Annotated in this window: 16 protein-coding genes; 8 read left to right on the top strand and 8 right to left on the bottom strand. The window is 38.6% G+C overall.

Features of this window, described 5'->3' with window-relative positions; genetic code table 11:
• Window positions 1-66 precede the first annotated feature (66 nt).
• From MM214_RS06155 to MM214_RS06145, 3 genes are read left to right on the top strand one after another with little or no spacing between them, the layout of a single operon-like run.
• On the top strand, window positions 67-3,393 hold the full coding sequence (locus tag MM214_RS06155) for a SusC/RagA family TonB-linked outer membrane protein (RefSeq protein WP_241293252.1): 3,327 nt from the start codon (window positions 67-69) through the stop codon (window positions 3,391-3,393).
• Window positions 3,394-3,395: 2 nt separating this feature from the next.
• The gene (locus tag MM214_RS06150; protein WP_241293251.1) at window positions 3,396-4,808 is read left to right on the top strand and encodes a RagB/SusD family nutrient uptake outer membrane protein; all 1,413 of its coding nucleotides are present in this window, start codon (window positions 3,396-3,398) and stop codon (window positions 4,806-4,808) included.
• A gap of 18 nt (window positions 4,809-4,826) precedes the next feature.
• The gene (locus tag MM214_RS06145) at window positions 4,827-5,300 is read left to right on the top strand and encodes a hypothetical protein (protein ID WP_241293249.1); all 474 of its coding nucleotides are present in this window, start codon (window positions 4,827-4,829) and stop codon (window positions 5,298-5,300) included.
• A gap of 317 nt (window positions 5,301-5,617) precedes the next feature.
• Here MM214_RS06145 and MM214_RS06140 read toward each other — a convergent pair whose 3' ends face one another.
• The 3 genes from MM214_RS06140 to MM214_RS06130 form a co-directional block, all read right to left on the bottom strand.
• On the bottom strand, window positions 5,618-6,088 hold the full coding sequence (locus tag MM214_RS06140; protein WP_241293247.1) for a YehS family protein: 471 nt from the start codon (window positions 6,086-6,088) through the stop codon (window positions 5,618-5,620).
• A gap of 72 nt (window positions 6,089-6,160) precedes the next feature.
• Window positions 6,161-6,892, bottom strand: coding sequence for an SIMPL domain-containing protein (locus MM214_RS06135; protein ID WP_241293245.1), 732 nt, complete (start codon window positions 6,890-6,892; stop codon window positions 6,161-6,163).
• Between the two features lie 80 nt (window positions 6,893-6,972).
• Window positions 6,973-8,442, bottom strand: a complete 1,470-nt coding sequence (locus MM214_RS06130) for a M14 family metallopeptidase (RefSeq protein WP_241293242.1) — start codon at window positions 8,440-8,442, stop codon at window positions 6,973-6,975.
• An 80-nt stretch (window positions 8,443-8,522) separates the two neighbouring features.
• Here MM214_RS06130 and MM214_RS06125 point away from each other — a divergent pair, with 80 nt between their 5' ends.
• Both MM214_RS06125 and MM214_RS06120 read left to right on the top strand, forming a co-directional pair.
• The gene (locus MM214_RS06125; protein WP_241293239.1) at window positions 8,523-9,533 is read left to right on the top strand and encodes a dipeptide epimerase; all 1,011 of its coding nucleotides are present in this window, start codon (window positions 8,523-8,525) and stop codon (window positions 9,531-9,533) included.
• A gap of 270 nt (window positions 9,534-9,803) precedes the next feature.
• The gene (locus tag MM214_RS06120; protein ID WP_241293237.1) at window positions 9,804-10,226 is read left to right on the top strand and encodes a secondary thiamine-phosphate synthase enzyme YjbQ; all 423 of its coding nucleotides are present in this window, start codon (window positions 9,804-9,806) and stop codon (window positions 10,224-10,226) included.
• Between the two features lie 223 nt (window positions 10,227-10,449).
• Here the strand turns inward: MM214_RS06120 and MM214_RS06115 are convergent, their stop codons facing one another.
• Both MM214_RS06115 and MM214_RS06110 read right to left on the bottom strand, forming a co-directional pair.
• Window positions 10,450-12,870 (bottom strand): alpha-L-rhamnosidase-related protein, encoded by a 2,421-nt coding sequence (locus MM214_RS06115; RefSeq protein WP_241293233.1) that lies wholly within the window; start codon window positions 12,868-12,870, stop codon window positions 10,450-10,452.
• Between the two features lie 58 nt (window positions 12,871-12,928).
• Window positions 12,929-13,507: a hypothetical protein gene (locus tag MM214_RS06110; RefSeq protein WP_241293231.1), complete on the bottom strand. Its 579-nt coding sequence runs from the start codon at window positions 13,505-13,507 to the stop codon at window positions 12,929-12,931.
• A 131-nt stretch (window positions 13,508-13,638) separates the two neighbouring features.
• On the opposite strand from MM214_RS06110, the gene MM214_RS06105 reads away from it, so the two are divergent.
• Window positions 13,639-15,048, top strand: coding sequence for a DASH family cryptochrome (locus MM214_RS06105; RefSeq protein ID WP_241293227.1), 1,410 nt, complete (start codon window positions 13,639-13,641; stop codon window positions 15,046-15,048).
• 54 nt (window positions 15,049-15,102) lie between these two features.
• On the opposite strand, the gene MM214_RS06100 is transcribed toward MM214_RS06105, so the two are convergent.
• From MM214_RS06100 to MM214_RS06090, 3 genes are all read right to left on the bottom strand, one after another.
• Window positions 15,103-16,605 (bottom strand): sodium:proton antiporter, encoded by a 1,503-nt coding sequence (locus tag MM214_RS06100; RefSeq protein ID WP_241293225.1) that lies wholly within the window; start codon window positions 16,603-16,605, stop codon window positions 15,103-15,105.
• 192 nt (window positions 16,606-16,797) lie between these two features.
• Window positions 16,798-18,024 (bottom strand): Glu/Leu/Phe/Val dehydrogenase dimerization domain-containing protein, encoded by a 1,227-nt coding sequence (locus tag MM214_RS06095; protein WP_241293222.1) that lies wholly within the window; start codon window positions 18,022-18,024, stop codon window positions 16,798-16,800.
• A 107-nt stretch (window positions 18,025-18,131) separates the two neighbouring features.
• On the bottom strand, window positions 18,132-19,193 hold the full coding sequence (locus MM214_RS06090; protein ID WP_241293220.1) for an anhydro-N-acetylmuramic acid kinase: 1,062 nt from the start codon (window positions 19,191-19,193) through the stop codon (window positions 18,132-18,134).
• Window positions 19,194-19,253: 60 nt separating this feature from the next.
• On the opposite strand from MM214_RS06090, the gene MM214_RS06085 reads away from it, so the two are divergent.
• Both MM214_RS06085 and MM214_RS06080 read left to right on the top strand, forming a co-directional pair.
• Entirely contained in the window at window positions 19,254-20,075 is an 822-nt protein-coding gene (locus tag MM214_RS06085) for a type III pantothenate kinase (RefSeq protein WP_262916589.1), read from the top strand.
• The gene (locus tag MM214_RS06080; protein ID WP_241293218.1) at window positions 20,059-21,342 is read left to right on the top strand and encodes a hypothetical protein; all 1,284 of its coding nucleotides are present in this window, start codon (window positions 20,059-20,061) and stop codon (window positions 21,340-21,342) included. Before MM214_RS06085 ends, MM214_RS06080 begins: the two co-directional genes overlap by 17 nt.
• Window positions 21,343-21,348 lie beyond the last annotated feature (6 nt).

Below are 21,348 nucleotides of genomic sequence, written 5' to 3'. Positions count from 1 at the left end.
AAATGTGATAACTCTACTATAAATCATACGGTAGGGTTAAAAAAAGGTTGGAGCCTGAAAAAGCCAATGTCTACATTAGCTTTAATCTTAGGTTTTTTGGCTTTTGCAAACGCTTCTATCATTCAAGATAAGAGGCTTTCATTGAATCAAAAGAATGTAAATTTTAAAACATTCTTCCAATTGATAGAAAGTCAGACGGATTATTTTATCCTCTTCAATGAGGATATTATCAAGGAAAACCAAAATATTTCATTTGATCTCTATTACAAGAATTCGGATTTGACAAGCATTTTGGATGATGTTTTGAAAAAGCATGGACTCACTTATACTGTATCAGATCTTCAGATAATTATTGATAAAGACAGTAGCAAGGGAGCCGATAGCAATGGTAGGAATAGCTTGATGAGACGAGCTGAAATCGTTGGGAAAATTGTTGACCAATTGGGAGAAGGTATCCCAGGAGTCACAGTAATGGTCAAGGGTACGCAGAGGGGTGTCGTTACTGATATTGACGGAAACTTTCGACTTCAGACCAACGAAGGGGAAGTTTTGGTAATCAGATCAGTGGGCTATGTAACTCAAGAGATTGCAATAAGAAATCAAAGCAATATTGAGATTACCTTGCAAGAGAGTGTTGGTGATTTGAGTGAATTTGTTGTCACAGGATATTCTGTACAGGAAAAGAGGGTAATCACAGGAGCTATATCCTCAGTACAGAAAGAGCAAATCGAAAACATGCCAGTAGCTAGTTTTGATAGAGCGATACAAGGTCAACTTTCGGGTGTCAATATAATGGGTGCTAGTGGAGTTCCCGGTGGTCCAGTACGGATTAATGTGCGAGGTCAAGGCTCTATTACCGCCGGTAACGATCCGCTGATTATCGTAGATGGTGTTCAATTGAATTCTGATTTGGTTTCTGGCCTTACTGCAAGTAACCCCTTGGCATTTTTGAATCCGAATGATATTGAGTCTATTGAGGTTTTGAAAGATGCTGCTGCTGCATCAATCTACGGTGCTCAAGCCGCAAATGGTGTCATTCTCGTAACTACAAAAAAGGGAAAGTCTGGAAAAACACAGTACACTTTGAATTACTATCATGGTATCACTGCCCCAATGCCTGAGTTGCCCATGCTCAATAGTCAGGAGTATCTTGATGTGAGGTTTGAAGCTCGAAACAATAGGTATCCTACACGTACTGAGCTTAGAAATAGACAAGATATTTTGAGTGCAAGTGGACTGCCATTAGACCTCACTGATGAGCAGATTGCCAATCTCCCTACCTATAATTGGCAAAATGAAGTCTTCCAGACTGGTAGATTAAATAACATAGAGCTATCTGCAAGTGGAGGGAACAACAAAACAACTTTTTTCTTGAGTGGATCTTATAATAAAACTGACGGGAACGTAATCGGGGTGGATTTCCAAAGAGCCACAGCTAAACTTAGTATGACACATAAAGAAAATGAAAGATTAAGTTTTGGTTTCAATGTGAATTTTGCAAATATTATTCAAAATGGCCCTTCGGGAAGTGATGGATCTACGGGTAATCTCGCTGCACCTCAATACACGGGGCCTGCTATTTTGCCCTTCATACCTATCTATAATGAAGATGGCACTAGAAATGCACCAATAGAAGGATTTCCTGGAAGTAGCAATCGAAATCCTATCCATGAAACTTTGGTAAACGAATTGACAAGCAATACAAAAAGTGCCATTGCTAATTTTAATATAGATTACTCTTTTACTGATAAATTGACTTTTAGGTCATTCTATGGGTTGGATTATAGGGTAATAGATGATAGAAGGTATGTAGATCCACAGACCAGGAGTGGGGTGGCTTCTCAAGGTTCCCTGAGTGTAGGTTTTAGGCAAAACACAAACTTTATCACCAACCAAACCTTACGATATTCAAATACCTACAACGACTTGCACAATCTATCGCTATTGGCTGGTGCTGAATATCGAAGTGATGTTGCTGAGCGTACTTCGGTAAGTGCTACAGGATTTTCTACCAGTCAGTTTAGAACCATCCAGTCAGCTGCTGTTATAACAGGAGCTTCTGGAAGCTGGACAGGATTTAAGAGAGTAGGTATGTTTGGTCAAGCTAATTATGACTTTGATAAAAAGTACATGGTGAGTGCTATCTTAAGGTATGACGGATCATCAAGGTTTGGAGAGAACAACAAGTTTGGATTTTTTCCAGCATTGTCGGCAGGTTGGGATATCAAGCAGGAAAGTTTTATGCTAGACAATCATTGGCTAGATCAATTGAAGATCAGAGTAGGTTATGGTCAAACTGGAAATGATGCCATTGGTAACTTTTCATCTAGAGGATTGTACTCTGGTTCATCATCTTCGAATTATAATAATGAGCCAGGTATATTTCCAATTAGTATAGCCAATACAGACTTAAGGTGGGAACGCAATGTAACTACAAATATTGGGTTAGATTATTCACTGTGGAGTGGAAGAGTGAGTGGTTCTGTTGAACTTTTCAGAAGAGATAGCAGGGACTTACTCTTGGATCGTCCTCTACCTCAGTATTCAGGTTTCTCTCTAGTGACAAGCAATGTGGGTGCAGTCAGAAATGAAGGTTTGGAAATAGCAGTCAATACAGTAAACATCAATTCTGGAAACTTTTATTGGAAGACTAATTTCAACATTACATTCATTCGAAATGAAGTTTTGAGATTGTTTGATGATGAGCAAGTGCTGCCAGGAAACCAATCAGTGAGGGTAGGCTATCCTCTCAGAACAAATGTAGATTACGCATACGCAGGAGTGAATTCGGCCACTGGAAGACCAATGTGGTACGACGGGAACAACAATATCACCTATAACCCCGTGGCTCCAAACGACCTTTTTGTATTTGGCAATGAGCTTAGCTCTCATTTTGGTGGATTGACGAATGAGTTTAAGTACAAAGGTATCACTTTCACCACCTTATTTATTTATGACTTTGGTAGACAGTTTGAGAACGGTGCAAATAGTAGACTTTGGAGAAATGGAGATGATGATAGGAATACTTTAGCTTTTCTATATCACCAAAGATGGACCGAGCCAGGTCAAATAACGGCAGTACCGCGTCCTATACATGGTGGATCAGAACCAAATGGGCGAAGTCATTCATCCAGTAGCAGCAGATTTTTGGAAGACGCATCATTCATAAGGTTGAAACAACTATCTGTATCCTATGACTTTCCAAAGTCTATCACCAATAAGATGAAAGTGAATGGACTCCGCTTATATGGGCAAGGAGTGAATTTATTGACTTGGACAAAATGGACTGGATATGATCCAGAATTAATTATTAATGAAGGAAATTTTAGCTCAGCAAGAGGCGTAATTCCACAGACAAGAGCTTATACTTTAGGTTTTCAATTACTATTTTAATCATGAAAAATCTACAAAAAATCATTATTGCTAGCTTTCTCATCTTTCTCGGGAGTTGTGAAAGTATGATAGACGTACAGCCTAGACAATCGATAGACTCAACCCTCGCTTTACAAGGAACGGAGGCATTCAATGCTGCTCTAAATGGAGTATATGCTAGATTAAGAGATGTGAACCTTTACGGAAGGGACATCATTGCTATTCCGGAGTTGTTGGCAGATAACGCTACGAATACCGGTGCGGGCAATAGGCTTGTGAATCAATCTTTTAATCAACCTGGTGCACATATTTCAAATTGGTTTATTGGATATATCACGATTAATCAGATTAATCTTATGCTGGAAGCAGTGGAAACTAATGATTTCACCACTTCGTACAAAAACGATGTAAAAGGACAATTACACTTTATTAGAGGTCTCATATATTTTGAAATGGCAAGGGTTTATGGATATGATCCTACAGCGATTTTGACTCAAGTGGACAATGGGGCTGTTCCAATCTTAGAAAAAGGAGTTTTGGCAGTGGAAGATATCACTTATCCTCGAAGAGCCAGTATCGCAGAGATATATGCATACATTTATAATGAATTGGAAACTGCGGCGGGTTTACTTCAAAATTTGGCTTCCTCAAGAGCACCTCATTATGCTTCTGACATGGCCAATTCGGCAATATTTTCAAGAGTAGCACTTTATAATGGTGACTATCAAAAGGTAATCGTAGAAGCTGACAAAGTCTTGGCAAATAGTAGAGCTGTGCTGACCAATAGCAACAACTTCATAGCAGGATGGAGGTCAGAAGTACATCCCGAATCAATTTTTGAAATTGTTTTTACAGCTCCTGACAATCTTGGAAGCAACGAGTCATTGAGGGCTACATTCACCACTAGACTAGATGTGAATGGCGCTACTCCAGTTTCCTTTGGGAATGTGGTAGTGTCTGAAAGTTTGTATAATGCCTATGACAATAATGACCTAAGAAAAAGTCTAATACTTCCAGGTCTTGGTAACAATGCCAATGAAATGGAAATGACAAAATTCTTCAGCAAAAATGGACTTCCTAACTTGGATAATGTGCCCGTGATCAGAACAGCTGAAGTTCTTCTCAACAAAGCAGAAGCTCATGCAAGACTTGGTCAAAACCAGCAAGCACTTGATGCCCTCAATATGATAAGAGAGAGAGTTGGTCTAGAACCTTATGAAAATATATCTGACAATGAGTTGATTGAAGCAATCTTAAATGAAAGAAGGTTAGAACTCGCATTTGAAGGTCATAGATTCTTTGATTTGAAAAGACTTGGTAGAGATATAGTCAAAGAATTTGGCGTGATTCCATTTGACGATTTTAGAATTCTAAATAATATTCCTCAAAGGGAAATCGAGTTGAATTCAAATTTGGTACAGAACAGGGGGTTTTAATTGAAATCGAAGAAAATTATGAAAAAGTTATTATATGTTTTTGCAATTCTCTTCTCAACGGCTTGTCTTACGGCCTGTTTTGAAGATAATGAGGATAAGTTTCTATACAGGACATTGACAGTAGAATTTCAAGATGCTGTTATCACCAATCCAGCTGCTGGTTTTGATTATCCTCTGGTAGCCACATTAAGAAACAATGCTGGCATTCGAACATTTCAAGTGAATCTGTTTGGAGGACTATCAAGTCAAGATCAAATCATTCCCGTACGTTTCATTTCGAATGAATCAACTGCCGTAGAAGGAACACACTTCTCCTTTACCAATACAGCGGAAGTAATCATCCCTGCTGGAGAAGCCATAGCTTTCTTTTCCATTACCGTGCCAGAACTTACCAATTCTTCTGCTGTTCGAGCAGTGTTTGAATTACAACCTAATGCTTCTGTGAAAGTAAATGAAAACTATAGGAAAATTGCTATAGATTTTAGAAGATAATGTGATAATTTCTCTTTCCTGTACTTTGAAGAACTGATCCATAAATTCAAAGCTAGAATGGTTCCAAACATTTCTTTGTCTGTTTAGATCAAATCTTTTTTGCTTGGAGGGAGGCTAAGTTAAATATTAAAAATATTGGGCAATGTATTAGGGATGTCCTCATCACGTTAGCCTGATGGATCAATTGATTTAGCTGTTCTAAATTCTTTTCTATAACCTCATACACATGAAAAGAGGCTGTCACTTCAACGAGACAGCCTCTTTTTTATCTTGTACGCAGCCTAGTATTTGGCTATACTCTTTGTAAACATTATCAATTAGCTCTCTGTGGAGGGTCTATACTTTACTTGCAAACTCTTCAAAAAATACCTCAAAACTTGGTCTTTGCACGGACGAAATTGGCTTTGGGTGGGCTTGCGGAATAGTGCGCTAAGCTCATGTTTGCTAAACCTAAAGCCTATCAAGTCTAATGCATCCAAAATATCTTCATCCTTCATATTCAGAGCTATCTTGAGTTTTCTGAATACCACGTTGTTGTTCAGGCTTTTTTCTGGTTTTGGATCTTCTCCTTCCTTCTTTCCACGATTTTTGACAATCAGGCCATTTAGAAATGCTGCCAAATCCACATCATATATAGCTTTGAATGCGGGATCATCGTCCTTTTTTAGCCAGTTACTTACCGTTTCTCTGTTGACTTCTAATGCTCCTTTTTTGAATATGGAAATCATCTGCTCATCATTGAAATCAAATGTGTACCGAAGGCTTCTGAGAATGTCGTTATTGTTCATATTTAAATTGTTGCTTTTTAGGAATATCCAAGGGCAATATACTGAGGTTTTGTCTTGTCTATTCTTACTAAGTTATTTCACACTATAGCTGAGTCTCATCGTAATTGATGCTGTTTTTTCTTTGGAACTGGTATTTAGTGTGCCACCCCAGGAGTAATCTTCTGCGGAGTTTTGCCCTGTGATTTGGAAGATTCCCATGTTGGCAGAGATGAGCTTGCCAAGCTTTGACCCGGAGTTTTCGGCTATACGTTCAGCTCTCAAGCGTGCATCCTCTGTAGCCTTAGAGATCATTTCTATTTTGAGACTTTCCAGTTTGGTGTAATAGTACCTTGGTGGTTGAGAGTAGAATTTTACTCCTTGGAGCAATAGTTCAGTGATCTCTCTAGATATTTGTTCTACTTTTTCCACTTCTTTTGACTCGATTTGAAGCGATTGATTTAGTTCATATCCAAGGAATGTCTGTCCCATGTAGTTGCCACTGCTATTGTAGTTCTGCTGATAGCGAGGATTTGTATTGACAGCTTTGAAAATAATTTGATCTTTGTTGATACCTTTTTTTACTAAATAATCAGTGACTGCTTTGCGATCTTTTTCTAAATCTGCATAGGCATCTTTGATATCATAGCTTTCTCTGCTGAAGTTTCCCTCCCATACCACTAAGTCGGAGGAGAAATTTTGCTCTCCAAGACCAGTCACATCTACTGTTCCTGATTTCTTATTCCTATTGATGATGGCATTGCCTAAAATGGCGGCAGCAATGATGATAGATAGCGCAAAAATGGCTGCGGTAAGGTGCTTTTTCATAGATTCTTTTTTTTTATATGCTGAGTTAGGATTATGTATCCATTTTCTTGCCAGAATTTTTCTCCAAATTGGCAGTTGATTTAGTAGATTTTCATCTTGAAATCATTCATAGAGACACTTTCTAAATTTATCAAATATCCATTGATTACTGCATATTTTAGCTGATCATCTTTTTGCAAGAAAAAGTTTGCAGTAGCACCTAGGGAAATATTTGTAGCAAGCTCATATGTTTGATTCAAGACTTGAATTGGGAGCTTGTGGAGTGAAGACTCAGTGGTTACATGTTTCACCTTTACGGCTAGATAGCCTGCCCTCAACAGTTCAGTTACTCTTTCATGAGTCAGGTTATCCATATTTTCAAAATAGGTTGGAAATACTTTTCCTTCCACTACTTTCATATCAGTAGCATCTATTTCCTCATATCCATAGAATACTGAGAGATCTCCGATATCATCTATGGCTCCATTGACATAATAATCATAGGAAGTATCTACTTCTCTTCTTTTGATTCCAATATCTGTGCGGTAAGTCATACCTTCTTTTTCCAATGCAATGTTTTTGATCAATAGATCCATCAATTTCAGGTCATTGTCAGGAATGGTATAATAATCATCCAAAACATAATCTCGATATGATTCATCCGCAATCAAGAGTAGAGCATGAAGTATCGCTAGGAAGTTCAACTTTCTTATTTCCTGTTTTTCTGGATCATTGATCAGGCCTCCTGATTCTATAAGTATCGTGCTCGTACCCCATTTTTGGAAATTGTCTCCAAAAGCTCTTGGCTCAAAGGCATCATTATATTTTCCTACCTGTCCTGGAATCATCTTCTGCAAAGCTTCATCCATTCCGATGATGACTTGCATGGCTTTTTTTCTGACCTCATTGACCTCAGTCTGATAATTGAATGCTGGTGCAAGCACCGATATTGTAGCGGGCTTATTGGTCTGATTGACATTATAGTAGGTTTGCTGATCATGTAGATTGAACCCAAATGCTGGCTCGAAACTATCCCTTGCTTGTTTGAGGATTTTTGCTTCAGGAGATGAAAGGGCTACAGCATCCCTATTGAGGTCTATAGACAAGGCATTCCGTCTAATCCACAGATCCATACCGTCAGGGTTTACCATCGGGATGATTCGAACCTGAAGGTTCTGAAGAATTTTACTTCTGATCGTATCGAATTCATCAGCTGATCCTTCAAGAAAGTTCATCAGATCAAACAAAGCCATCGTAGCCGTGCTTTCATTTCCATGCATCTGCGACCAAAGCAACACTTTAGTACTTCCTTTTCCAGTGGTCATTTGATATACTGCCTTCTTTTGAACTGATTGACCAATTTCCACCGTTTCGAAGATGCCTTTTCGATCTTTTACCAAGTGAATCACTTCATCGTATTTGAATCTACGTGAGTCAATGCTTTGCTCTTTGAAAATATCGTAAGCTTTCTGATATAGCTCAAGATCGATTTGATGGACAGTTTCAGGTTTGTTTTCACAAGAAGACATGAAAAACAAAAGCAGTGATAGTCGAATTAGGGCTTTATTCATATTGAAAAGGGTAAGATTTTCCATAAAATGTAAACTTAGGCAAAAAATTACATTTACTTTTGTTGTAAACCCTATCAAATATGAAACTCACCTTTTTTGTCAAAGATTTAGTTCTGAAACACACTTTCACCATCGCTCATCAAAGTAGAGATGTACAAGATACCGTTATTGTCATGCTAGAAGAAGACGGCTTGATAGGGCTAGGAGAAACAACCACTAATCCATTCTACGGCATGACTCAAAGCAACATTTGTTCAGCTTTAGAGAATGCCAAGCATCTTGTAGAAGCTAGAAATTGGGATAGTCCAGAAGAGCTTTGGGAGCTTTGCAAGGAGAGTTTTGTACATAATCCTTTTGCCCAATGTGCTTTAGATATGGCTGCTTGGGATCTTTACACTAAGAAAAAGAAGATGAAACTGTATGAATACCTTCATCTTAACCCAAAGGATATTCCTTTGACCAACTTCACAATAGGAATAGACAGTGTAGAAAAAATGATCGCAAAGATGAAAGAGGTAGATTGGCCACTTTATAAGATCAAGTTGGGAACAGATCATGACCTGGACATCATACGAGAGCTAAGAAAGCATACGAATGCAATTTTTAGAATAGATGCAAACTGTGCATGGACAGCAGAGCAAGCCATTTTATTTTCAGAAGAATTGAAAAAGCTTAACGTGGAATTTATGGAGCAGCCATTAGGCAAGGATGATTTGGAGGGGATGAAGGAGGTTTTTAAATATAGTAAACTTCCAGTGATCGCTGATGAAAGCTGTATTGTAGCGTCAGATGTAAAGAAATGTCATGGGCTATTTCATGGTATCAATGTCAAATTGGTAAAAGCTGGAGGAATCACGCCTGGACTTAGGATGATAGATGAAGCCAAAAGTCTTGGTATGAAGACCATGGTAGGTTGTATGACGGAGTCTTCCGTGGGCATCACTGCCATTGCGCACATTGCGGCATTATTAGATTATGTAGATATGGATGGCGCTATGCTTCTAAAGGAAGATATTGCAAGGGGTGTAGTGATTACCTCAGATTCGATTACTTTCCCAAAGGATAATGGGATAGGAGCCGAGTTGGTGTAATGAGTTTTGATCTTGTGACAGAAAATTTATTAAAGGGTTTGATCCTATTTCTAATACACACCATCTTTACTTGATAGGAAGCTAAGAAGGTTTGATTAAACGCTTCATTGTGAACAAAATCAATTCATTGATTTAATCAATTGTTATTGAACAATAGCAATAAGTACAGCTGGATAATTTGTATTCTTCGATTAGTATGTAGGATTGAAAAGGATAATTTTGTGGTGAATGACATTGGAGCTATTGGTCGTTATTCCTAAAATTTGAAAAATGAAACTCTTCCAAAAAGAAATAAAGTTAAGAAGTTACCCTAGAGGCTATCATTTGATCACTGATGTGATCCAAAGTCAATTTCCCGAAATCAAACTGGTTCATCAAGGGGTTTTACAGATTTTTATTAAACATACCTCAGCAGGATTGACGATCAATGAAAACGCAGATCCTACGGTAAGAAAGGACTTCGAAACCTTTGTGAATGAGCTCGTGCCAGAGAGTTATCCACGATTTATCCACACTTATGAAGGGTCAGATGATATGCCTGCGCACTTGAAAAGCAGTTTTTTGGGGAATAGTCTCCAAATACCTATTACTGGTGGAAAACTTAACCTTGGAACTTGGCAGGGAATTTACCTTTGTGAATTTAGAGATTTTGGTGGAGCTAGAAGTCTGGTTTTGACAGCATTTGGTGTTTGAAATAGTCTTGTGTTTTTTTTACTAGTTTGTCCTTTCGATTTTCAAATTGGAATGACTAAGATGAACATCCACTACTTTGCTACTAATCAAATAAACGAGCTTTAATCTTCAAACAGATGCTATCAGATTTTTTATTTTGGTTCCAAATCACAGGTTAATTCTACTGATTAGATTCCATTATTATGAAAGTGGATTTGCACAATAGCTCATGTTGGTGTATTATCTATTCTACTGAATCTTTAGTATTCATTTCTATGTTTATCGTTTTTCCTTTACTTGAATAGCTCCCCTTTTCTACAGGCTCATAATGGCTCTTGTTTAACTTAAGTGAGGATGCATTAAAAAAGCTCGGATCAAAATGAATTTCCCAATCAGCTTTTTGTTGGCTAATTTCAATTAGAATTTTTCCATCTTCTTTTTTATATGTTATAGAAATACTGTTCTCACCAATGACTACATTTTCTATCGATGAATGAGTCCAAGTTTTTGGCATTTGAGGCTTGATATAAATGATCTTATTGGCAGCATCAGGCGATATGCCAAAAAACTGACTGACTATAGGTACCGCGTAGCTGTATAAATTCCAAGCTTGCGCCATCATTCCATAATCTGGAGAGACTTCATAGATCGATCCAGGCAAGGCAAATCCAAAAGAGCGTGTCATTCTTTTCAAGTAATCCAATGCTTCGTCAGGTCTTCCGTAGTTGTTTTCAGCTATCGCCTGCACTCCTGTAGGTAGGGTCATCACTGCGCCCGTATAAGAAAACACCTTGCTTCCTTCAAACTTCCCATCAGCGGATTCTGAGCGCTCATCCCTGTCTATTCCTGTGACAAATACACCGAAAGGATTCACGAATTTTTTTCCTTTATCTAGCGCTTTGATGGCTTTTTCTCGATCAGCAATTTTCATTTCCATTGGTGTATTTACTACCCAATTATGAAAAAGTACAAAGCCTTGCTTTTTATCTTTAGGATAGGTGGATAACTTTCTCTTTGTTAGCTGTAATTCTTCCACCGCCCACGGCTTATTCAAGGTATCAGCTCTTATGATAGCGGCATCTATAAGATGAAGTGCTTCTGCTGTAGTTCCGATAAAATCAGCGTATGAATTAAACTCCTCTACCCAAAACTCTTCGTTTATCTTTTGCTTGAGTTTATCGGCTGTTTCTTGATAGCTTTTTGATTGCTCTGATTCGCCCATTACACGCGCCATTTGAGCTGCATCATCAAATGCCTTTTGGGTATAGACAGCGACATCTATCATCTCAGATTCCAAGCCATGGATTTCCATCATACCATATCCATCAGGAAAAAGATTCCCATCTTTATCATTTGTTTCCATTAGCCATTTGAGTCCTTTTTTTACAAAAGGGTAGTATTTTTCTAAAAAGTCTCTGTCTCCAGTCCATTGGTATACCCACCAGATCAATGAGCCAAATTGTGGAGTCTCGTTAATGTTGCCAGGGTTGAAAATCACACCGTTTGTACTGACTTCATGAATCACCCTACCATTTTCATTTTTCTCAGATAAGCTATGGATCAAATCGATAGTGCTGTATACTAGGTCTTTCCTGCCTGTAGCGATGGCACCTTTCAGGGTATATTCATTGTCTACACCAAACCACCAGGGATAATCAGGCATGCCTGCACCTAGCCCTTTACCTTGCTCAGGTACGTCTCTTACGAGCCACTCGGTATTATATTTTACCCATTCAAAGGCTTCTTCTATTTCCTTATCTGGGATTGATATTTTGCTCAAGCTGGCAATGTGCTCATAATGTGCAATTTTTTCTTCCAGTAACGACGCATGACTTGATTTGAGTTCATCAAATGTAGCTTCTGCTGCCTTTTGGCTTTGATAAGATCCAGAAATATAAAACCTAATGATTTTATGGTGTCCAGAGGGAATATTCATCTGATAGCTTAGGCTAGCTGCTTTTCCTTTTCCTATGGGTTGATATTCACAATTTTTGTCAGAATCAGCTTGTGGTTTACCAGCTTCATCAGAACCAAAGATTACATACCAATCATTTCCATTGTCTTTACCTAGCCAAAAATTTTTACCTTCATCGAAGGTCAAGTCATCTATATGATCTACCATTCCTGACTCCTCGCCAAGCCAGACAGGTCTCAAGTCTACATGTCCAGTAAAATTGAAGGTCAAGTCAAGCTTGGAGTTGCCTTCATTTTTCAGCAAATATTCTACTACTATTCCCTCTTTTCCTTCTGGTACAAACTGAAACCTCTCTATCTCTAAATTAAGCTGGGGGATGGTGTACTCATGTTTATTCGCAAATGGATAATTAGTGAAGCTTTTTGCAGTTTCTAAACATAAAGAAGTGCCATCAGTTATCAAACTTGCGGTAAATCCATCCATTAATTTTATAGGATGATTCCAAATACCACCCATTTCTCCATGTACATGCCAACCTAAGTCTGGGAAGCTTCCATCCTGATGACCCACCATATACAGCCGATCACCAGCAGTCACATATGGAGACGCTAAGTATTCAGTTTTTCCTTTTAGACTCGGTTTATTTTTGACTAGGCTTTGAAGACTTTCAGTTGCTTCATGATCCTGACAGCCAGCTACCAAGAGTATGCTAACTAGTATCAAAAGTGATAGGTTTTTATTCCGTTTCATAAAATGTAGTTCAAGTGTTAAAAGTAGAAATTAAAAATGGGTGAAGTCTTTTCCTTAATTACCATCCCCAAGGAGTGGGAGGTGTCTCGACTTCTTTGCTTAAGTCAAATTTGACATTGATGGCTGTATCATTATTGATTCTTCTCAAATTGTAGCTGAAGGACTTTTCATCTAGTGTGATCCACCATACATTGGTCGCTGCATAAGGTATCAAATCAGTAGTCTCTTGATCTGCAGGGAAAAACTGAACTTTTGCCATTCCTGTATTTGAACTCATTCCACCATACTGTGTAATTCTATCCTCACTCCCATCTTCATGTCTATGATCATGCTTGAGCTTGATCATATTACCTTCTTCCAATGTCAACACCCAGGTCCTGGAGTGGTCATCACCTACATGAAATGGAATCGTTATTTTCCCATCCTCACATGTTCTTACATGCATCACTAATTTTTTTCCGTAGAATTGATCCTTTTCTGAAGCATTTACCATCTCACCTTCAAATGATTTTCCACAAAGTAGGCTTAGATTATTCCAAAACATCAATGAGCCATGTTCAGTACCCGTTTGGTCAGTTTGGGCAAAAGTTGGAATTGAAGTTAAGAAAATGCTGAGGATTAGTATTGATTTTTTCATGATTTAAGTTTTGTACAATTAATTTGACCAAAATAGAAACGATTATTGTCAGCCAACTATTTATATAACCAAGTAAAGAAGAATTTTTAATTTGCCCAAACACTTTAATTAAACAAGCTGTTTTTATTTCGATGCGAGAAAAAAGAGTCATAGTTTGGTTTAGAAATGATCTGAGAATTCATGACCATAAAGCTTTAAGTTCGGCCTTAGAAAGGTCAGATGAAATTATTCCAGTATATTGTTTTGATCCGAGGCAATTTGTCGATTCAGAATTAGGCATAAAAAGAACAGCATCCTTTCGTTCGAAGTTTTTGTATGAATCTATAATGGACCTGCGGCAGCAGATCCAATCCAAAGGGGGTAACTTGTATGTAACCCATGGCTTGCCTGAAGTGGTTATTCCAGAGATTGTTGATACTTTTAATGTGTCAGAAGTATATTTCTCCGAAGAGATCACTTATGAAGAAAAGCAAGTGGAGTACGCACTTGAGAAAAATCTTTGGAAAGTAGGAGTAAAGACAAGTAGTTTTTGGCAAAGCACACTCTTTCATTTAGAAGATTTACCTTTTCCTGTGGCACATACACCAGAAGTGTTTACAAAATTCCGAAAGGAGTGTGAGAAGTTTGTAGAGGTAAGGCCAATTTTCCCTGAACCCGATACTATTTGTGTTCCTTCAGAGATTAGAAATGACTTTTTCCAAATACCAGATTGGTTTTCTAAAGAGGCAATAGGTGATGATAGAAGTGTAATTGATTTCCGCGGTGGAGAAGTTGCTGGAAAGAAAAGACTAATGGATTACATATGGGAAAGAGATTGCTTGAAAAGTTATAAGGAAACGAGGAATGGGCTCTTGGGAGAAGATTATAGCAGTAAGTTTTCCCCATGGTTGGCACTTGGATGTATTTCTCCTAGATATATTTATGAGGAAGTTAAGGCTTATGAGCAGAAAAGGGTGAAAAATCAATCTACATACTGGTTGATCTTTGAGCTGATATGGAGAGATTATTTTAAGTTCATTGCCAAGAAGCACGGATCAAAAATATTTAAGCTTGAGGGGATAAAAGCAAAGTCTGATAGCTGGAGCCAGGATGAGATTGTGTTTCAAAAATGGGCAAGCGGTAAAACTGGGATTCCTTTTATAGATGCCAACATGAGAGAGTTGAATGCTACTGGGTTTATGTCTAATAGAGGCAGACAGTTGGTGGCGTCATTTTTAGTTAATGACTTAGGCATTGATTGGAGATGGGGTGCTTTGTATTTCGAGAGTTTATTGATTGATTATGACGTTTGTTCTAACTGGTGCAATTGGCTTTATGTGGCAGGAGTTGGAAATGACCCTAGGGAGAATCGCTACTTCAACATACCAAGTCAAGCCCAAAGGTATGATGGAGACGGTGCCTACGTTAGACATTGGATCAAGGAATTAGGTAATGTCCAAGGTTTTGCAGCACATCACCCTTTTCTGTTGCCAACATCCGAGCAAAAAAAATTGGGTATAGGAGTAAGTTACCCATACCCAATCAAGGATTTATCTTGGTAAAATTCCTAGAGTAAAATCACTCAAGAAAATTAGGCATCTTTTTCAAGGAAAGATTTATACAAATGCAAAAAACACTAACCAAGTGATGAATAAGATCGGTAGCAGTATCGGTATTGAAAACCTGATGATATAGCCAAAGAAGGAAGGCATTTTGATACCGCTTTGCTCTGCAATAGATTTTACCATGAAGTTAGGTCCATTTCCGATATAAGTCATGGCTCCAAAGAATACAGCAGCTATAGAAATGGCCATCAATTCAAATGCTGAATCATGATAACCATCCATTGCGAATGTTTTTACCATCGCTACATTGCTAATCTCTGCTCCTTGGGAAGCCATAGCGGCTGCCAGAAAGTTCAAATAGGTAGGCGCATTGTCCAGAAAGCCAGAGAGGAGACCTGTTCCCCAATATAATGTGTTGTGCGTAATGAGGGCTGCGCCTTCGGGGGATTTGGCGAAATTCCCTACCAATTCTAATGCAGGCATCATGGTGCCAAAGATCCCAATGAAGATAAAAGCCACTTCTCTGATTGGTTCAAAGTTAAACTCATTGCCTTTTATCGCTTTTTGATCTGCAAATCGATAAGAGAAATAGGCCACAGAAAGCATGATAATTTCCCTCAAGAAGGAGAATTTTTGTCCATCGTAACGAATAGCTGGAACCCAATCGATTACATTAGGATCCAGAAACACTGACCCTATGACTATCGCCAGCCAACCAAAATTCTTTGCTCCAATCAATCCAAACTTGTTAGTATATACGACTTCTTCAATTTCCTCATCTTGAGATTTTCCATACTTTCTATCTATAATGTAGAAAATAATGGCCAGTATTGCTAAAGCCAAGATCCATGCAGGCCAATTGTGCTCCAATGTCCAGAAAAATGGAATGCCTTTCAAAAATCCAAGAAATAATGGAGGATCGCCAATCGGAGTCAATGAACCTCCAATATTACTCACCATAAAGATGAAGAATATAATGTGATAAGCCTGAATATTTCCTCTATTGAGTCGGATAAATGGTCGGATCAATAGCATGGATGCTCCTGTAGTTCCAATCAAATTGGAGATCACTGCACCAATGAGCAACAAGCTCACATTGGCTAAGGGGGTTGATTCCTTATCTATTTCAATGAGAATTCCTCCAGACGCTATATAAAGAGAGGCCAATAGCGCTATAAACTGCACATATTCGGCAAGTGCATGCACAGGTCCGTGAGAGTTGCCTAAGACAAAAAGATAATAACAGACTACTATCAAGGCCAAACCTACGGCAACTTTTGGATAATTGTGATGCCAAAAATGCTCATAAAATAATGGACCAGTGGCTATCATCAATAGTAACATCACAAATGGAATAACTAACCAGATCGGAGCGTCATGATGATCATCATGCACATCATCGTGTATGTGAGCGGCCACACTTGTGATTGGATCATCAGCATCTACGCTATCTTTTTGCTCAGTTTGAGAACTGGAATGGGTCTGAGCCTCTGAAAAAGGTATGGCAAATATAATTCCTGTAAATAGGAAAATTGCCGAAATAAAATTCTTCATTCAAATAATATTAAAGGGTAAATCGAAAGATTAGCCTAGTTTTCAGCTTTTTTAAATCTCTTTTGGTTATGTTTTTTATGAGATACGGTTCTGCTAAACTACTTATTTTGAATGAAAACCACTAGTGAAATCAATTCAGCCAGTAGCAAATAATTTTGATCTTTGTCTACTGGCTGATGATTGGTGAAATTATTATACAAGTTGCCCAAGCGCAATTTCAAATGATGCTTGAGCTATCTTTGTTTTTGATGGATTGACAGCATGCGTTTTTTTCATTGCCTTAGAGATGGTTTTGCTGACATCTTTGAAAATAGCGTCATCAGTGAGTTCGGCAGTATCCGACATTAAGTAAGCAAATACCCTAGCCATACCACAGTTTGCAATAAAGTCTGGGATCACGGAGACCTGTTCATCCGTCCACAAGCCAGTAGGGCCAAAGAAAATCTCTGGATCTGCAAAAGGGACATTGGCTCCACAAGAAATGACCTCCAGGCCTGCATTTACCATTCGCTCAGCTTGATCTTTCGTGATTAGCCTAGAAGCGGCCGCTGGTATAAAAATCTCTGATTCCAAATCCCAAATTTTTGAATTTATTTCTTCAAATGGAATCATGTCAGGAGATACTAGTTTATTTCCCTGTCTGCTAATAAAAAGCTCTCGAATCTGATCAAGTGAAAAGCCTTCTTGATTGATCAACCCCCCATCTCTATCAATGATTCCGACGATTTTCACTCCTTCCACTGCTAGAAAACAAGCCGCAGCAGCACCTACATTTCCCCATCCTTGGATTACAGCCCTTTTACCTTTGAGCTGACCTCCCCAGATTTTGTAGTAGTGTCTTACAGCTTCAGCCACCCCGAAGCCAGTGATCATATCTGCCACCGTGTATTTTTTGGGTCCGTTTGGAGTATAGTGAGGATCTTCCAATACCTTAGATACTCCTTGGCGTAGCTGACCGATTTTTCTGATTTTCTGTGGCTCTGAGGCATGAAAGTGCCCATTGACCACACCTTCTTGTGGATGCCACAAGCCGTAAGATTCGGTGATGGGGATGACTTCGTGAATTTCATCTACATTTAAGTCTCCACCAGTGCCATAGTAATTCTTCAATAGTGGCATCACAGCTGCGTACCAGCGCTTGAGTACTTCTGGTTTTCTAGGGTCGTTTGGGTCAAAGTTGATGCCTGACTTGGCGCCTCCTATTTCGGGACCTGATACAGTGAATTTTACTTCCATTGTTTTGGCAAGCGATTCTACTTCTCTTTTATCAAGCCCTTTTCGCATCCTAGTACCTCCTCCCGCTGCACCACCTCTCAGGGAGTTGATTACTACCCAGCCTTCAGCCTCTGTTTCACTGTCATTCCATTCAAATACAATCTCAGGTTGCTTGTTCTCAAACCTCTTGAGTAATTCTTTCATATCTCTATTATTTGGGTTTTTATGCTAACAAAAATAGGAATATTTGGGAGATAAGTAGGGCTTATGTTTGAATATGAAATTTTTAAGATCGATCTCTCTCTGCTTTTTCACATACCTACTATCATACCTCCACAGTTATCTCTAATAGCTCCAGTCACTGAAGCTAGACAATTTGCTTCATTTCTGAGACGTAGCACTCCCAGAAAGGCAAATAGCAAAGCTTCTTTGAAGTTTATAAGGATAGGCTTAGCGTCAGAGATGTGGATTTGTCCTTCAAAAGCATTTCTCAAAGTCTCCATAAAGTACTTATTGAAAGCTCCTCCTCCAGTGACAAGCATATGGCCCGATGGTGTGGCAATAGATTTCTTTACCTGATATACATAGTGAGCTACCAAGGTATGAAGTTTGTCTTCAATCTTATATTGTTCAAATTGCGCTAATATTTCAAAATATATTTCGAGGTCTTCACGGCCGAGAGATTTGGCCTCTTGATTTTGATAGTAGGGTAGCTCATTGAGTTCAGCAAGTAGACCTGGAATCAGAGTTCCAGATCTTGCAATTTTCCCACCATCATCATACGGTAGATCAAGCTTATTGGCATAGTGGTTTAGGAGAAGATTAAAAGGACATATGTCAAAGGCTTTCCTTTTGTCATCTATATCCATGCTGATATTGGCGATGCCTCCTAGATTGAGACAAAATGCATAGGAAGGAAAAAGCATCTGATCACCTATTGGCACCAAGGGAGCACCTTGACCTCCTAGCTGCACATCGAGCATTCGAAAATCATTGATCACGGGTGTGCCACATGCGACATGCAGTGCCCAAGCATTTCCGATCTGAAGAGTAAGTTGATGTTTTGGTTGATGAAAAATAGTATGACCATGAGAAGCTATGGCATCCACTTTGATTTGGTGATTGCTAATGAAGCTTTTCACTTGATATCCCATCCACTTTCCAAACTCAACATCTAATAGGTGCAAGTCTAGGCCAGACATGAGGTGAGCTGTTTTCAATCTATCCTCCAAGTCTATTGGAAAAGACACAGTATTTGCTTTTTTGATTTCAAAACTCCACTCATCAGTATAAGTAAATGTACTATAGGCAATATCAAGTCCATCGCATGATGTGCCCGACATAAGTCCGATGATATGATAAGTTTGCGACATGGGCTTGGTTAATTTATGTTAAATATCTAGGCATAAAGTTAAAAATATTCTTTTCAAAACATGTCTGCTTCGAAAATGACTAATTTAGCCGAGTTGTTAATGAAAAACCCAGGAACAGTAGGAATAGACGATCATAAAAACAGTCAAAGTTTCAATGTGAGAAGATTAATTGTAGATATTGGTAATTCTAGAATCAAATCAGCGGTCTTTGAGCAAGATGATGTCACAGAGATCCGAAATTTTGAAAGGTTGGAGGAATTAGCCTTCTATGCAAGTCAGCTATCTTTTGATGCATGCTTAATAAGTTCCGTAAATCATGATGATGAACAGCTCAAGAGAGTATTGGGGTTTGAATATTTGTACTTGACAAAAAATACACCTGTACCAATCACCAATGGCTATGAATCACCAGATACCTTAGGAGTAGACAGAAAAGCAGCAGTGATAGGAGCTAGAGGGAGATTTTCATTTGGGAATTTGTTAACAATAGATTTAGGAACATGTATCACATTTGACTTCTTGGACGCTCAGGATAAGTATCAAGGTGGGAGCATATCACCTGGGTTGACCATGAGGTTTCGGGCAATGCACCAGCAAACCGCTCGTCTACCTTTGGTAGATTTGCCTAGTTTGGATCAAATACAATTGATTGGAAAACATACCAAAGGGTGCATGCAAAGCGGAGTTTATCACGGTATTCGATTTGAAATCGAAGGTTATGTGGAGGCATTAAAGCAGCAACATCAAGATTTAAAGGTCATTATTTGCGGAGGAGACTCAATTTACTTTGAAACTTTAACAAAAGACCACATATTTGTAATCCCCAATTTGGTACTATACGGATTGGATAGAATATTAACATACAATGTCAATAAAAAATAGACTGCGATTACTCGGCACTATAGGTGTCTTTTTCATATTTTCCAACGCTTTTTCCCAGACAAGTGCTTCTACTTATAGTGCCTTAGGTCTAGGTGAATTCAATTACGGTGGACTTACGCATAATCAAGCCATGGGAGGACTTGGAGTCAGTTATGGTACTGGTTATGCTATCAACAATGTAAATCCTGCACTTTCTACAAGAAACACTGCATTTAACTTTCAAGCTGCACTAAATTACAGATCTATAGATGCTTCGAGTAGTTCAGAAAATGAAACGCTATCGAGTGGAGGATTATCTTATCTGGCTATGTCGCTTCCATTCAAGCCCAACAAATTCACAATGGGCATGGGCATCAATCAATTATCTAGTGTAAACTACAATATCATCGTAAATAGCGAAGTAGCCAACTCAGACTTGACAGCGATCAATCAGATCAAAGGAGATGGAGGTATCACCGAGGGTTATATATCCGCTGGATATGTAGTGGCGAAGAATTTAAGTTTAGGCCTTCATGGTTCGTATTTGTTTGGATCGACGATAAGAACCAATCAGCTTACTCTATTGGATACAGCCAATTCACGTGTGGGAGCTACTTCTGAATATTATGAAAGATTAACAGTCTCAGACATATCTTTCAAGGCTGGAGCGCACTATTTTTTCAAAGCAGGTAAGCAAAGCAATATTCATTTGGGAGCCTTTTATCATGCATTTGGAGACGTTAAAGGAAAACAGTTTGCCAAAGTTGCAGATTTGGGCGAAGCTAGCAGTCCTGACTCTCCTGGAGATATTATCAATAATAATGATCCAGGAACTATATTTCTGCCAAACAGAATGGGATATGGTGTGTCTTTTGAAAAAATCAATAAATTTGTCGTAGGACTAGAAGCACAGTTCCAGGACTTCAGCCAATACAGGAATTTTGCTGGAGAGTTAGGGGAATTAGGAGAAAGTTTTAAAATAGGCTTAGGGGCTCAATTTACTCCAGATGTATTCTCGATGGACAATATTTTCAAAAGAGGAACTTATAGGACAGGGATAGAATACATTCAAACTCCTTATATAGTTAATCAATCACAGATCACAGATATTGGCATTAATTTTGGAGGATCGATACCAGTAAACTCTCTGTCATTGGTGAACGTGGCCTTGAAAGTTGGTACTCGAGGATCGACTGGAAATGGTCTCATTAGAGAAAATTATTTCAACGTAAGTTTTGGATTTTCTCTCAACGATAACACGTGGTTTTATAAACGAACATTTGAATAAACATTA

It is taken from the genome of Belliella kenyensis (assembly GCF_022549675.1).
Classification (GTDB): Bacteria; Bacteroidota; Bacteroidia; order Cytophagales; family Cyclobacteriaceae; genus Belliella; species Belliella kenyensis.
This window is presented reverse-complemented; position numbering and strand designations above follow the sequence as displayed.

What these genes read in the sequence shown, in the direction of transcription:
- MM214_RS06155 (WP_241293252.1), top strand. Translation starts at nt 67, where the DNA reads ATGTCTACATTAGCTTTAATCTTAGGTTTTTTGGCTTTTGCAAACGCT.
- MM214_RS06150 (WP_241293251.1), top strand. Translation starts at nt 3,396, where the DNA reads ATGAAAAATCTACAAAAAATCATTATTGCTAGCTTTCTCATCTTTCTC.
- MM214_RS06145 (WP_241293249.1), top strand. Translation starts at nt 4,827, where the DNA reads ATGAAAAAGTTATTATATGTTTTTGCAATTCTCTTCTCAACGGCTTGT.
- MM214_RS06140 (WP_241293247.1), bottom strand. Translation starts at nt 6,088, where the DNA reads ATGAACAATAACGACATTCTCAGAAGCCTTCGGTACACATTTGATTTC.
- MM214_RS06135 (WP_241293245.1), bottom strand. Translation starts at nt 6,892, where the DNA reads ATGAAAAAGCACCTTACCGCAGCCATTTTTGCGCTATCTATCATCATT.
- MM214_RS06130 (WP_241293242.1), bottom strand. Translation starts at nt 8,442, where the DNA reads ATGAATAAAGCCCTAATTCGACTATCACTGCTTTTGTTTTTCATGTCT.
- MM214_RS06125 (WP_241293239.1), top strand. Translation starts at nt 8,523, where the DNA reads ATGAAACTCACCTTTTTTGTCAAAGATTTAGTTCTGAAACACACTTTC.
- MM214_RS06120 (WP_241293237.1), top strand. Translation starts at nt 9,804, where the DNA reads ATGAAACTCTTCCAAAAAGAAATAAAGTTAAGAAGTTACCCTAGAGGC.
- MM214_RS06115 (WP_241293233.1), bottom strand. Translation starts at nt 12,870, where the DNA reads ATGAAACGGAATAAAAACCTATCACTTTTGATACTAGTTAGCATACTC.
- MM214_RS06110 (WP_241293231.1), bottom strand. Translation starts at nt 13,507, where the DNA reads ATGAAAAAATCAATACTAATCCTCAGCATTTTCTTAACTTCAATTCCA.
- MM214_RS06105 (WP_241293227.1), top strand. Translation starts at nt 13,639, where the DNA reads ATGCGAGAAAAAAGAGTCATAGTTTGGTTTAGAAATGATCTGAGAATT.
- MM214_RS06100 (WP_241293225.1), bottom strand. Translation starts at nt 16,605, where the DNA reads ATGAAGAATTTTATTTCGGCAATTTTCCTATTTACAGGAATTATATTT.
- MM214_RS06095 (WP_241293222.1), bottom strand. Translation starts at nt 18,024, where the DNA reads ATGAAAGAATTACTCAAGAGGTTTGAGAACAAGCAACCTGAGATTGTA.
- MM214_RS06090 (WP_241293220.1), bottom strand. Translation starts at nt 19,193, where the DNA reads ATGTCGCAAACTTATCATATCATCGGACTTATGTCGGGCACATCATGC.
- MM214_RS06085 (WP_262916589.1), top strand. Translation starts at nt 19,254, where the DNA reads ATGTCTGCTTCGAAAATGACTAATTTAGCCGAGTTGTTAATGAAAAAC.
- MM214_RS06080 (WP_241293218.1), top strand. Translation starts at nt 20,059, where the DNA reads ATGTCAATAAAAAATAGACTGCGATTACTCGGCACTATAGGTGTCTTT.